Origin of the sequence: Streptomyces sp. NBC_01304, from assembly GCF_035975855.1 — a bacterium.
Classification (GTDB): Bacteria; Actinomycetota; Actinomycetes; order Streptomycetales; family Streptomycetaceae; genus Streptomyces.
This window is the reverse complement of record NZ_CP109055.1, coordinates 9,368,761-9,382,111: the sequence shown is the minus strand read 5'-3', so window position 1 is coordinate 9,382,111 and position 13,351 is coordinate 9,368,761. Positions and strand designations below refer to the sequence as shown.

Genomic DNA, 13,351 nt, shown 5'->3' with positions numbered 1-13,351 from the left:
TCAGACCCTACGCTGAACATCTGGTGGCCAACGCGCCCTCAACGCCCTTCACCGACCGAATGAGTAGGTGTACGGAGCGTCGGTTGCGGTGTTGATTCGAATATCCGCCGTGACGGTATGCGGCACCTCTTGGCTGGGGAAGCCGAATCGCAGCGTGACAGTCTCTCCGGGACTTACAGACACGACCTCCTGTTCCAGAGGGTCTTCGGGGCGCTCGATACGCTCAACCGGCTTCCCATCAACCTTCCATTCCACACGGGTTTCATTAACGAAGCGAGCCTTTTCCCCCGAATTGTGAATCTTCAGCTCGATTGCGTAGTTGATTCTCCCCGTGCCAGTCATGTCTGGCGTCGGCTTGAACTCCTTAGGTGCACTGGGGGTGATCTGGAGGCCATTCTCGAAAGTGACGGTATCCTTGCCGAAAGTCGCTGGATGCTGCCGCGAAACCGGGATTTGCTCGTCCCCCTGACGAATACGCGGGAGCCCAGCAGACACGTCCTCCGCCTTGTGCGACGGCCCGAGCGCGGCAATGGCCCACACGACGCCCGTAAGGACGGCTACCGCACATACGACCAGCGCCAAGTTCACTGCACTAAAGAGTCGTCGCCGCGGGGGGGTAGGGAAGACCGGGGGGTTGTTCCACTGCGGTTGCGGGCTCTCCATGAAGTAGCTCCGACGGTCGGGGGTTTGCTGTCAACTACAGGTCAGTTGTTCGTCGCACATAGAAACAGTGCATGCGGGGCCCCGCCTCTGAGGCCCCGGGCCTCAACTGTCATTTCTGAGCCATTGGAATTCCCCACCGAGATGTGAAGGTCCTACAGATGAATCCATGCGTGACGCAAACCTCCGCACGGAAGCGTTCCTCAATATCCGTCACGCGTTCTTCGGTTTCGATTCTCCCATTGTGCGAACGAATGCGGAGCTCTACGCGTTGGCGGTCCTGCCATCTGACGCTTTTGATGTCGGCGTGGAGGAAGTGGCTGACCGCGTACGAGTGGAGCTCTCTGAGCGGGCGGGGCCAGCCGTCGATAATGCTCTTGTGCCAGGGGAGCTCGTGCCATACGTGTCCAAGTGAGTGCCACTTGGGCGTATGGCTCGACGTGTGACGATGGCTCTGGGTGATGTGGTGCCCGGATCTGGTGTTGTGATGTCCGTAGCTACGAGCGGCGTGATGCGTGGCCCCGCGATGGGGCCGGAGACCGTTGAGGTCGAATTCATCGACGGGGTCTTGGTTGGAGTAGTCGTAGGCGTTGGCGGATCCCCCAGCCACCGGGTCGACTTGCAGGAAGCGACCGAGGGCGGGGTTATAGAGGCGGGCGCCCATGAGGATGTCGCCTGTGGGGGTCTGAGCGGAGCGTTGGTGAGCGCCGAGCCATCCGTAGCCCGCCGGTGACTGGCCCTCGGCGGGGATCCCGTATTCGTCAAAGGCTCGGACCTCTACGTGGCTGCCGTCGCTAACGGTGAGGGTAGTGTCACCGTGCAGGTCGGGGAGATTGAGCTGGATCTGTGTGCCGTCAACGGTGCCGATCAGCTCTCCGGAGAGATCCTCGACGTAGCGTGTGATGCCCCCAGACGTCTGATTGACAGTCCAGGCAGGACTGTCGCCATTGTTGTCGAAATGGTCCAGCTCGCTGGCGCCCTTATCCCAGGAGCCGTTCTCCTGTTTTGTCTGGGTAGTGGCCGTACGACGTCGGCTGAGGGGGTCGAGGTCCCACATGGTGCGCAGCGCGTTGGTCTGCTGCTGGTGGACGAGGTCGTCGACGAAGTAGGCGGTAGTGATCCCACCCGGCTGGGCTGTGATGTTGCCGAACTGGTCGTGGGCGAAGCCCTTGTCAGACAGTCGGTCGGCACTGTCGTAACTGTGCCTCTCGGTGCTGGTGGTGCCGCTGCCACACTTGCCGTCGAGGGCAGCATCGGTGGTCTTGGCCAGGCGATTGCTGTTGCTGTCGAACGCGTACCCATGGACCGTGCACGGGCCCGCCAGGTCGGCATATTCGCTGCGGGCGAGACGCCCGTCATTGTCGTACAGGTACCTGCGATGCCCAGTGTTACTGGAGATTTGGCTTGCCCATTGCGCGTGCGGACCGGGCAGCACGGCCTCCGAGGCGATGGTCTGCTGATCAGCGGTGCGCTGATAGCGCCGGGTGGTGGGGGTGCCGGCCGGGTCATATGTGTCAGTGGTGGTGATGCCGCCGGGGAAGGTCTGCTCGGTCAGCGCGCCATCGTCGTCATAGTGACCAGCGATGGTGCCGAACTTGTCCTCAGTTACGGAGGTGAGCAGGCCACGGGGGTCCTGATTGGTGTCGTAGGTGTAGCTGGCGGTGGAGGGAGCGCCGTTGGTAACCCGGGTGGGTCGGTCCAGTCGATCGTATTCCGTGCTGGTGACCGCGCCGTCCGCATCGGTGTACGAGACAGTGCGGCCGAGGGCGTCGTAGGCCATGTGCACGCTCTTGCCGTCCGCGCTCATGCCGGTGGGGCGGCCGGTTGCCTGGTCATAGGTGATGGTCCGAGCGCCGATAGCTGAACCCGTGCTGGCGGTCAGCGATGCCGTGCGGAGTCGCTCCGCTGCGTCGTACACGGACGTTGCGGTGCGGGTGGCGCCATTTGAGGTCGCGGTGTTCTTGACGGGGTTGCCGTAGTAGTCGTATTCACTGCGCATGTCGGGCAGTTCGCGGTTGGTGCCTGCATCCGCGGGTGCGGCATGCCTGCTGCGGCAGGGTAGGTCGGCCCATTCGGGGCGGCCGCCGCAGGAGGTCGAGTCGGCTGCGGTGTAGTAGTCCGTGAGTGTGGTGCCGGCGTCGGCACCGCCGGATTTAGGCATGGTGGACTGGATCGGTTTGCCGGCGTCGTCGTAGCTGGTGGTGTGGGTGATGGCCAGGCCGTCGGGGTCCTGGACGGTCTTGGTGATGGTGCCCTTGGTCCAGTCGTAGGCGGTGGTGCCGGTGCGGGTCTCTGCCATCTTCCCGGGATGGCCAGGCAATTCCAGGCCGGATGCCTGGGTTGTGGGCAGGTCCTTGACCTTCGCACCGGCGCTCGGCCGGCCCTCGTCGAAGGTGCGGTGGTTCCAGTCGCGGGCCTCGACCACCGTGTTGGCATCGGCGATGACGCTCTTGTCTGCGCCGTGGAAGGCGTGCGGCAGCAGGACGGCGTGGAGCGGGCCACGGGAGTCGAGTTCACGCAGGCCGTCGGCGCTGTAGGCGGAGGTGCGGGAGAGCTGCTGGGCGCGCTCGGCGCTGGTGGTGGTCTGTGGGTCCAGGCCGAGGTCGATCAGGCGTTGCTGATTGGCTGTGGAGGTGCCGAGGGCCAGGGTGCGGTTGCCGGCGCTCAGGCTGCGCACCGTGTTTCCGAAGTGGTCGTATTCGGTGGTGGTGAGGTGGCCACCGGGTTCGAGGTGGTTGGTCTGGCGTCCGGAGGCGTTGATGTAGGAGACGTCGGCGCGATGGTAGTCGGCCCGACTCAGTTGGGCGCCGTCGTGGGAAGCGGGTGATACGTCAGCGGGGAAGATCGCTGTGGCATCGGTGGGGGCGTCGCTCTGACCCCAGTTGCTGATCTTGGAGGGGGTCATCGCCACAGGTGCGGGTGGTCCGGTCAACGCGACGTTGTAGACGACCGATTCGGTCGCCGTGCCGTCGGTCTCGGTCTTCGATCCCGCCTTCAGGGCGGGCCGGGAGACCTTCAGTAGCATGCCCTCGCCTGCCGTGGAGGTTTCGGCTGCCCGTCCGTAGGTGAACGTGTAGGGCTGTTCACCCGGCGGGATGACGCCGGTGATGCGCTGTGCCGCGTCGTAGCGGTACACGGTCTTCAGCGCCGGGGTGATCCGCGGGTCCCACGCCTCGTACAGGCGCTTGCTGATGCCGTAGGCAAAGGCGGCGATGACAGTGGGGGTGGATTTGGTCGCGCCGGGGGCGGTGGCCCACAGCCGGATCTGTTTCACCTGGCCGGTCATGTCGCCGACGTGGCCGGGGGTGGGATCGGCGGTGGTGGCGGTTGCGTAGACGTACTCCAAGACCCGGCAGCCGCGGGTGGCCGGCGTCTTGGCGCAGACCTCCTCCTTGACTGCGGAGGTGGGGGCCACGATGTACTTCGGGCGAGCGAGCGTGTGGTGGTTGACGGTGACCGGTTCGTAGACCATCTCAGTGGTGGAGTTCTTCACCGGCCGTTCGCTGGTGGTCATCAGCCAGGTGGCGGCCTGAGGGCTGGCCTTCTTGAAGGTGGTCTTGATCCCGGCGGTGTCGGTGAGCGTGAAAGTGCCCGCCTCCGAGCCTGTGAGCGTCAGGTCCTCCGAGCCGACCTCGGGCTGCCAGCCGCTGTTGGTGCGGGTGAAGTGGATGCCGTCACCGTCAGCGAACATCACCTGCACCGAGGAACCGGAGGTCTTGCGTACTGAGGTGTAGGCGGCGCCGCTGGTTTCCGCGACGCTGCCGGCCGACCAGCCCGGTCCGAACACCTCCGCCAGCCCCAGATGGGCGGGGGTGACGTGGCGCCGGGAGACGGCAGTCCGCTCGGCGCTGACCCCCCAAGCTTGGGCGTCCGTCGCATTGAGGGTGTAGGCACCGGTGAGCAGATTGACCGTGCCGGGGCCGATCGCGGGCTGCGGGGCGGTGCCGGCGTCCAGGTCCAGCACCAGATGGTGCGGGTCAGAGAAGGCTTCCTTGCCGCCGGTGAAGTGGGCCCTCACCTGTACCGAGCCGTCCCCGCCCAGCGTGTCGGCCACCGTCCAGGTCAGCGCCGCCGGATGCCCCATCTTGGCCACGACCGGCCAGGTGACCGCGCCGCCGGTGGTGGTGCGCACATCCTTGGCCGGGATCGTCGTCCAGTGATCGGTCACCGCCCTCCGGTACTGGTATGCCACGTGCGTGTGCTCGTGCTTGCCCTGCGCGTTCAGAGCAGCCCGCCGGGCGGTGCGCTCGCCCGTTCCGGGGGAGATCAGTGCCGCGCCGGGGCCGGCGTAGAAGACGTAGTCGACAGCCTTGGAGGGCACACCGGCCCGGTTGACTGCGCGGATCTGCAGGGTGTGTTTTCCGCCGGAGACTGCGATGGACAGCTGCGAGGGCTCGTTGGGCGCCACCACATGTGCGGTCCATGAGCCGTCGTCGATGCGGTAGGACACCGCATAGGTATCCGCGGTGATGGAGAACTTCCCCGCGTACTGGCCGTGCGCATTGAGCTTGCCGCCCCAGCCGTTATGGGGAAAGTCGTGCGAGGCCACCTTCGGCAAAGGTGCGGGGGTGTTGTAGACATGGAAGGTGGAGCGCACCGACCAGCCCGACCAGACATGCCCGTCGAATGCTCGCATCCGGAAGCCGTAGGTGCCGCCCTCCTTCAACACGCCGTGCGTGACCGTCCAGCGGGCCTGCTGCCCGGAGGGGACGCCCTCCTGCTCGTGCGTGGTCAGCGCCTTGCTGTGTTCATCGGTCAGCTCGAAGGCGACCTTCTGCAGTTTGCCGCCGCTGCCGCTGGACACCGTCCCGGAAAGCTGCGGGGTCGCAGTGCTCACCCAGCGCCGGCCGATGGTGGTGCGGCCGGGTACCGCCAGCAGGTTCACCGGCGGCTGCAACCCCGAAGTCAGCGTGATGACCAGGGTGGGCGGGTGCGCGCCCTCGGCAGAACTGAACCGCTTCCAGCCCAGCGAATCCGCCTCGTCCGTGGCCCGCAGCCCGATACCCGCGGTTGCCGGCCCTTTGTCCGCCCACTGCTGCACCAGCGGAGTGACCTTCACACCCGCCCAGCCGCCCGGGCAGTGCGCGTCCCCACCCTTAGTCTCCGTCGAAGAGGCGATCTTCTTCAGCCACTTGGGCTGGTTGGTCCAGCGAGTGTCCTCATGGGGCACCCCCGACTCCCAGACCTCCCACTCCCGTGGTGTGCAGGACCACGAGTGGTGGTTGAACAGCCGCAGCTCCGCCTCGATGATGTGCTTGTTGCGCACCTGCTTGGTGGGGAAGGCCAGGAAGGAGCGGGCGATCTGCTTGGTGCCGTTGTTACCGAGCTTCAACTCCGGCGAATCCGACTGGTCCTGCGTGTAGCCCTGCTCCACGAAGGTGTCCAGCGACGGCCGCAGACTGATCCCCGGATCGATGGTCACCGGGAACTTCGTGTCCGTGTCCTGCACGTACGCATCCGCCAGTTGATAGCCGATCTGCGCCGTATCGCCGTCCTCGCTGACGGAGGAACGCACCTTCAACTCAGCGACATCCGTGGGGTCCTGTGACTGTGGCTGGACTTCCGCATCCCACCCCGTCGGCGTCTCAATCACGCCCAACTGCTGGTCCTTGGCATCTACGAGTACGTGCTCGCCGTCCGCCTGCTTCTTCACGTCCAAACCGTCGGCGCGGACCGTGAGCTGGACCTCGTCCAGGGCCCGGGCCGACTTGCGGTCATGGACGATCAGGAAATCCTCAAAGCCCGTACGGGTGGCCTCCACGACCAGGTCCACACCCGGCCGCACCGCCTTGTACGTCGCCCGTTGCCCCTCAAGTTCGGGCTCCGGCAACACCCCCGGCCACAACAAGGCCACCGACCCGTCGCCATCCACCAGCGACGCCAGCCTGCTCGACTTCCCGGAACCCGCACCGGACAGCACCAGACCTCGCGGATGCGCCCCCGGCGCCACGGAACCGTCCGCCTGCCGGCGCAGCGTCAAATCCACGTCCACCCAGGCATCGCCCCGACGAAAGCGCACCGGCCCAGACGCCTCCTCAAGCTGCAGCCGTCCGTCCGGATAAGCCCACTCCGTCGACGTCTCCGACCGCGCGGACAGCACCTCGATCCGCCGGTTCTGCAACCGAGCCGTCAGCTGCGCCGAAGCCTCGTTCTCCGCCTCCGCAGGACCCGTCGGCTCACTCCGCTCGGCCGCCGCCCCAGCAGGATGCGCCAGAGTAAACGCACCGGCGTCACCCACCACCAGCGCCGTCTCCAGACCCATCACCAACGCAACCGACATGGCCAGCCGGGCCACGCGACGTCGCGGCCACAAACGGGAACGCAACGACAGCGACGGAAACGAAAGCATGGCGACGCCACCCTCAAAGGAACCGGGAAGTCACAGAAAGTCACCATGAAGATACAGTCGAGCGGCGATCTATTTATCTGAGCAACGCGCGCCCCAGATCGAATCACCCATTTCGCGCACACGGGGCCACTTGCTACGGGCGCATATAGACCCGCCACCCGAGCCTCTCTCGATCCCCCGAGCTGACCAGCGCATCTCTCCAGGGCAGCTGACTCGCCTGATTCTGGGGCACCTACGACTACCTGCGGCCGCCGCAGGAGGGGACCTTGAGGCAGTGCCGCAACCACCGGCGCCCTCGAGGGAGATGGCGCTCCTCGGCCTAGTCAGCACCGTGCCCGGCGTGACCGAGACTCGCGAAGTCATCCAGATCGTGAAGCACCAGGACTCCAGCGAGCACAGCGTCGTCAACGACATCGCCCTGATCAAGCTCAAGGCGCCCATGCTCAACCTCACCGCTGTCAACCTGCCCACACAGGGTCAGAAGTTCACCGGCAAGGCAACCGTGGCCGGTTGGGGGACGCACTTCCGAGCCCACACCAAGGCCCACATTCCGCTACGGCCCGGCCGCCGGCCCGCTGCGCTACGTTTCCGTGTCGCTCGTCGCCGCCACCGACTGCAGGCGGCAGCACGGCGCCTCGATCCGGACCGGGACGACCTGCGCCGGTGACCCAAACGGCGGCAAGGACGCCTTGCATCCACCCCGACGAGATCACCTACCAGCGCCACGTGTCGGCGACGCCTGAATTGGGCCGTCGCCGACAGCCACGGTCACCTCCTGGGCGGTACTGCACAAGAAGAGCTGTGGGATGTCCAGCAACGGCAGCCACCGGGCCGTTGAGGGGCACTAGGTTCATAACAGCGCAGCCGCGCCCTCGTTTGCTGTCCGCGTCACTCGCTCTCCGGTGCGCGGCCGGTGATGAACGACAGAGGTCTGCGGTAGGTAGATCCCAGACCGGTCACCACCCCCGTGGTGGGACCGGGACCGTACTTGATCCGGCTGAAGTAGTTCTTCGGCACGAGTACGCGTTCGCCGACCCAAAGCGGCTTGTCACCTCGCCAGCGATACGCGTATCCGATGACCTCGCCCCCCACCTCCACCCCGCCACGGTAGGAGCACGACAGCACCGACCACACGCCAATCAATGTCAGTCATCTCCCTCACTGCCGCCCGCCTGACCAGGCCCGTTCCCGAGCACTGGCGCGAACCACAACCACCCATCCTCACCGCGCCGAAGTGCATCCGGCTGAGTGGACATCCCTTTCGCCTGCGGCCGCTCACCGAGACCGCCCTCTGACCCGTCCCGCTGGCAGCAACCACGAACAGCACGCCACCACCAGCCTCATGACCAGGCGCACCGGTCTCGAGCACGACACCAGACCCACCACCTGTTTTCGGCAAGGTATTTCGGAGCCGCCGGGGTATCGAGATCGGGAGCCACTTGTGCCCTTGAGAAAGACAAGTTGGATGGTCCCGCTTGGCGATTCGCCAGGAGAACGCCCCATCACCTGATCGAGTGACTCCCGGCAGTGTCCTCCGGAGTGCGCCGGGCGGCGGCCAGCACGTTCACCGGCGAGCATGTACCTATGACACTCGTCGATACGCTTGCCCGTGTGGATGTGGACCTTGCCGCTGGCCGGGTCCCCGTGGCGCGGCAGCGTTTGCAGGGCCTGGTGTCCTCCTTTCCGCGGGACCTCATGCTCAGGCGCCGTCGGGCAGAGGTCTACCGGCTGTGCGGGGACTTGGCGGAGGCCGGGCGGTGGATGTACCTCGACGCCGATCGTGACCCAGCGGAGACTGCCGCGTTCGAGGAGCGGTACAGCACGCCGCTCCGGCGGATGCGGGCGTTAGCCTGGCGCGAGCCCGAATCTCTCGCCGCCACCGCGTTCGCAACACAGCAGCTGGCAGCGGCGCGCAAGGCCGCCTCGGAGCATGCTGGCCGCCCTGTCGACTGGGACGACCTTCCCCTCGACCTCGATCACGATGACAAGCGAGAAACCAGCCGGGACACGTGGGCTGGACGCCTCGTCAGCCTCAGCATGGCCCTGATGGTGCTGGGGTTCTTCGCGGTCTGGGTGATCAGCTTCATCTCCTTCGTGCGTTGGCTCCCCTGGAAGTAGTCAAAAGGCCGCCAGCGACCCTGCCGTCACAGGCCTGAAATCACGAACCAAGAACATGCGGCCATTTGCCTCAACACCAAAAGCGACCTAACGAAGACCGGAGGCGCTTTAGGGTCCACCATCACCCCTGTCCACAGCAGGCATGACCACCACCGCGACCACTTCTGCACTCACCTGCCCGAACCTGCTCACCGCCGGCTCAGGCCCTCCCGTCCCACCTCGGCGCCCCCAGAGCCAAAACTCAGGTTCACAAGTAGCTTCTCAACACGGTGGGCGCGTCGGCGACTTAAACCTTCGACGACATCCCGAAGGACGGCAAGTACACGCTGAACATGCCCTACGGCATGCCCGGCAAGAAGATGTCCACCACGCTGTCCATCGACGGCACGGCGCAGGACCGCAAGCTGAACATGGACACCTTCGGTTACGGCCCGGAAAGCAACGGGGAAAAGGGCTGGACCAACACCAGGACCAACAGCTGGACCAACATCGTCCTCAACAAAGGCGCCAACACCATAAAGATCTCCTGCGAGCAGGGCGACAGCCGTGAAGTGAACCTCGACCAGGTGTCGTTGGTGAAGGGCTGGCGTTGAGGCACGGCTACCGCCGACGTACCGACCCGACCTACGGCAGGGTTGCGTTGCCTGCGGCGAACCCGCCGATCAGGGCGGCGGCTAGAGACAGCCACCGAAGGGGGCGCTCCGCCGCGCGGGTGTGCAGCAGAGCTGCGGCGGCCTGACCGGTCGCGGTCGGCAGTAGTACTCCAGCCAAGCCGAGGAAGAGCACCTCGAGCTCAGGCCGGGCGACCACCATGCCGCCCAGCACACCGGCCACAGCTGCCACCAGGCAACCGAACGGAAGTTGTTCGCCAAGGCGAGGCCAGGCGACGCGGTCGCGCCGCTCCTGGGCGGAGCGGCGCGACCGTGCCATGAGGTGGCCGCCAATGATGATCAGTTGCGCAAGCAGCACAAGCGTGAAGATCAGCAGATGCGTCCTCGGTTCGGTGGATGAAGAAGAGGCGTTTACAGGCTGATGACGCCCGCGACAGCTCCTCCCGCTATACACACGACCCAGCCGGCCAGCGGCCGCCACATGGTGGTGGCCGCGAGGGCTGCTTGGGCGGGGACGACCGTGCCGATAAACAGCACTGAGCTGACGGTGCCCCAGTCGGTACGCGCTCCGGTGACGGCCCATCCGATGGCTGCCGCAGCGAGGGCCACGGCGAGGTGGCTATAGCGGAAATCGGTCAGTTGGGGGTAGTCGCTGGGGCGCTCCAGGCGGCGGCGGACGATCCGATAGCGGATCATCAGGCCTATTTCTGCGAGCAGGACCGCCATCGCGATGACTTCGATGAACATCATGACGCCTCGGGGGTCAGAACTTGCAGGCGCTCTTGATCGGGCCGATGCCCAGGATCGTGGCGATCATATTGCGGAACTTGTTGGGGAGCTTGCGCTTCTTCTTCCACTGCATGATCAGCTTCGCGGTCTTCTTGAAACCGATCTTCTTCACCAGGCGAATGGCCACGGCGACCTTCGCGGACGACCCTCCAGGCGTCCACATCGCGACGAACGCCGCAACGGACGCGGCGCACTTGATGATCTTCTTGGTGGTCGACCACCAAGACGGGTCGATCACGATCGGGAACGCCGAGTTCGCATCGAATTCGACATGCTGAACGAGCTTGTTCCCTACCACCTTGTAACTGGTGGGGACATCATTGCCCTTGGCGTCCTTGGCCCACGGGGCCTCGAAGAATCCGGCGGCATCCTTGCTGTCATCGTCCGGAAGGATCGACACCGACCCGTCCTCTTCGTGGAACTTCGCGTGGAACCCTGCCGGAATCTGGATTCCGGTTTCGTAGTCGCGCGGGGCGCTGCTGTTCTTGAGGATGTTCAGCGTGCGGGAACCGCCGTCGACCGTGGGCTGCACGACCGTGTCCACCGGACCGGAGGATGTGTAGACCACATTCCCGCCGATCTGGGTGCCCTTGGTGGTGGCCTGGGGGACGGTGAGCCGGTAAGGCATGAACTCGTTCTTGATGTCCACCGGCTTGTTCTGGCCGTCCCACGGCACGCTGACCGTGTTCTCCTCTGTGGCCGCGATGGAGGCATAGGTGCCGTCCGAGGATGTGGCGGCCGTGATGTCGGCGGCCTCGGAGTACAGGTTCGCCAGCCCCAGGGCGTTTTCCGCGGCGGTCGGCTTCCACGCCGTGTCGACGTAGAACTTCACCGAGGGCGACCAGCCGGTCGCGTAGTGGGTGCCGTCGTAGGCGGTGGTGCGGAAGCTGTAGGTCTTGCCCGAGGTGAGCTTCCCGGTCGGAACCTTGATCGAGGCCGTGGTGTTGGCGTGCACGGACGGCGCGTTGATCGTGGTGACGACCTTGCCGGTGGCGTCATCGGTGATCTCGAAGGTGCCCTGAACGCTGTCGTCGGCGTTGCTGTCGGTCATCGACGCGCGCAGGGTCGGGGTGGTGGAGTTCACCTTGAAGATGCCGCCGGACGAGATGAACGGCGTGCCGGCCTGGAGGTTGGTGCCCGCACCGGGGCGGTAGTTGTGGGTGACTTCCAGCGTGGGGATCTTGCTCTGGTCCGTGGCGTTCGCGGAGTAGAACCGCTTCCAGGCGTAGGTGTCGGACTCGTTCGCCGCCTTCAGGGCCACCGAGCCGGTCTCGGCCTTCGCCGAGGACCAGGTCTGGGCGAGCTTGGTGATGTCGGCGTTCACCCAGCCCGGGTTGGTGCCGGGCTTGGTCTGGGTCGAGGTGGCCATCTTCTCCTTCATGGCCGGCTGCTTCGTCCAACGGGTGTCCTTGTTCGCGGGATCGGCCGCCCACACCTCCCAGCCGCGCGCCTCGGCGGACCATGAGTGGTAGTTCCACAGCTTCAGATTCGCCTTTGACACCAGGGCATCGGCGAACGGCGAGGTGCGGAAGGTGATGAAGGAGCGGGCGGTGCGCTTGGTGGTGCCAGCGGAGTCACCGGGCCAGCCGAGCTTCAGGTCCGTGCTGGCGGACTGATCGGTGGTGTCACCGCCCTGCACGAAGGTGTCGAACAGTACGTCCAGTACGTCGGCCGCCGGGTCGATCGTCACCGGGTACTGCGTCGAGGGGGCGCTCAGCCACGTGGTGTCAGGGGTGAGCGTGAGGGTGACGGTGTTGCCGGACTGGGCCACCTTCATGTCGACCCGGCGGCTGTTGGTGCGCTCCAGCGACTTCGGGTCCTGCTGGCTGTCCCACATGGTGGGTGCGGGCATCACCGCGGTCTTGTCGCCGGACGAGTCGGTGAAGGTGACGGACCCGTCCGGGTTCTGGGTGGCCTTGGTGCCCTCGGGGACAGTCATCGGCAGCACCATCGGTGCCCCGTCGGTCGGGGCCTTGTTCAGACGCAGGTACTGCTCGAATCCGGTGCGAGTGGCCTCCACGACCAGGTCCCCGCCGGGGACGGCACCCTTGTAGGTGGCGTGGTTCCCGTCCAGCTGCGGGGCCGGGAGGCCGCCCTTCCACTGCAGTGCGAGCTTGTCACGGCCCTGGCCGAGGGACACCAAGTCCCTTGCCTGTGAGGGGGCAGCCTTGGCGACTTCCTCGATGGACTTGGGGAGCGTCCCGCTGCCACCTGCCAGCTTCAGATGCTCCGGGTGCGCAATTGCCTCAACGCCACCGTTCTTCGCGCGCTTGAGGTCCAGGTCGATATCCACCCACTGACCGTTCTCGATCATCCGGATCGGACCGGCTGCCATCTCGGTGGTCAGGGTGCCATCGGGGTTGGCGTAGACGGTGTTGGTCTCGGTACGCATCTGCAGGACCTCGACCTTGCGGTCCTGGACCGCCGCAGCCGCCAGCGCCGCCTCGACAGATTCCGCTTCCTTGATCGGGTTGCCCGCGAAGGCCCTCAGGGCCTTCTCCAGCTCCGCCTCCTCCCGGGCTTCTTGCTCGTCGGCCGCCGTCGACTGGGTGTCCGCGACGGCAACGTGCGGGGTGGAGAGGAGGACCGCGCCGGCGGTCAGCATTGCTATGCCTGCGACCGCGATCGCGGAGGAGCGACTGGTGCTGTTCAAGTGCATAATCCCGAGGTTGTGCCACCTGACTCGACGTCAGAGTGGCGAAGGTCGAAACGGAGTGCTTCTGGCTTGAGTTACAGCATTGCCCGGTGCATGCGGCAAGGGGAGAGCGCAAGCGCCGGGCAGCAACTTTGCCAAATCTTGGCAGACGTGGCACTTGAGCGGAAG

At 65.7% G+C, this 13,351-nt stretch carries 9 protein-coding genes; 3 read left to right on the top strand and 6 right to left on the bottom strand.

The features are described 5' to 3' along the window. Positions 1–48: 48 nt before the first annotated feature. Both OG430_RS41855 and OG430_RS41850 read right to left on the bottom strand, forming a co-directional pair. The gene (locus OG430_RS41855; protein WP_327357908.1) at positions 49–588 is read right to left on the bottom strand and encodes a hypothetical protein; all 540 of its coding nucleotides are present in this window, start codon (positions 586–588) and stop codon (positions 49–51) included. Between the two features lie 184 nt (positions 589–772). Next, entirely contained in the window at positions 773–6,955 is a 6,183-nt protein-coding gene (locus OG430_RS41850) for a DNRLRE domain-containing protein (RefSeq protein WP_327357907.1), read from the bottom strand. 394 nt (positions 6,956–7,349) lie between these two features. On the opposite strand from OG430_RS41850, the gene OG430_RS41845 reads away from it, so the two are divergent. Further along, positions 7,350–7,676 carry a trypsin-like serine protease gene (locus tag OG430_RS41845; protein WP_327357906.1) on the top strand — a complete coding sequence of 109 codons (327 nt, stop codon included), beginning with the start codon at positions 7,350–7,352 and terminating at the stop codon, positions 7,674–7,676. 221 nt (positions 7,677–7,897) lie between these two features. On the opposite strand, the gene OG430_RS41840 is transcribed toward OG430_RS41845, so the two are convergent. Continuing rightward, the gene (locus OG430_RS41840; protein WP_327357905.1) at positions 7,898–8,107 is read right to left on the bottom strand and encodes a hypothetical protein; all 210 of its coding nucleotides are present in this window, start codon (positions 8,105–8,107) and stop codon (positions 7,898–7,900) included. A gap of 486 nt (positions 8,108–8,593) precedes the next feature. Here OG430_RS41840 and OG430_RS41835 point away from each other — a divergent pair, with 486 nt between their 5' ends. Further along, positions 8,594–9,127, top strand: coding sequence for a DUF6584 family protein (locus OG430_RS41835; protein WP_327357904.1), 534 nt, complete (start codon positions 8,594–8,596; stop codon positions 9,125–9,127). A 332-nt stretch (positions 9,128–9,459) separates the two neighbouring features. Next, complete coding sequence (locus OG430_RS41830) at positions 9,460–9,720, top strand: hypothetical protein (protein ID WP_327357903.1); 261 nt, start codon at positions 9,460–9,462, stop codon at positions 9,718–9,720. A 31-nt stretch (positions 9,721–9,751) separates the two neighbouring features. On the opposite strand, the gene OG430_RS41825 is transcribed toward OG430_RS41830, so the two are convergent. The 3 genes from OG430_RS41825 to OG430_RS41815 form a co-directional block, all read right to left on the bottom strand. Continuing rightward, complete coding sequence (locus OG430_RS41825; protein WP_327357902.1) at positions 9,752–9,970, bottom strand: hypothetical protein; 219 nt, start codon at positions 9,968–9,970, stop codon at positions 9,752–9,754. 179 nt (positions 9,971–10,149) lie between these two features. After that, positions 10,150–10,488, bottom strand: coding sequence for a hypothetical protein (locus OG430_RS41820; RefSeq protein ID WP_327357901.1), 339 nt, complete (start codon positions 10,486–10,488; stop codon positions 10,150–10,152). Positions 10,489–10,501: 13 nt separating this feature from the next. Next, entirely contained in the window at positions 10,502–13,186 is a 2,685-nt protein-coding gene (locus tag OG430_RS41815) for a DNRLRE domain-containing protein (protein ID WP_327357900.1), read from the bottom strand. Between the last annotated feature and the right edge of the window lie 165 nt (positions 13,187–13,351).

Excerpts from the sequence above, each read along its gene's own strand:
- OG430_RS41830 (WP_327357903.1), top strand. The coding sequence starts at position 9,460 with ATGCCCTACGGCATGCCCGGCAAGAAGATGTCCACCACGCTGTCCATC.
- OG430_RS41815 (WP_327357900.1), bottom strand. The coding sequence starts at position 13,186 with ATGCACTTGAACAGCACCAGTCGCTCCTCCGCGATCGCGGTCGCAGGC.
- OG430_RS41820 (WP_327357901.1), bottom strand. The coding sequence starts at position 10,488 with ATGATGTTCATCGAAGTCATCGCGATGGCGGTCCTGCTCGCAGAAATA.
- OG430_RS41835 (WP_327357904.1), top strand. The coding sequence starts at position 8,594 with ATGACACTCGTCGATACGCTTGCCCGTGTGGATGTGGACCTTGCCGCT.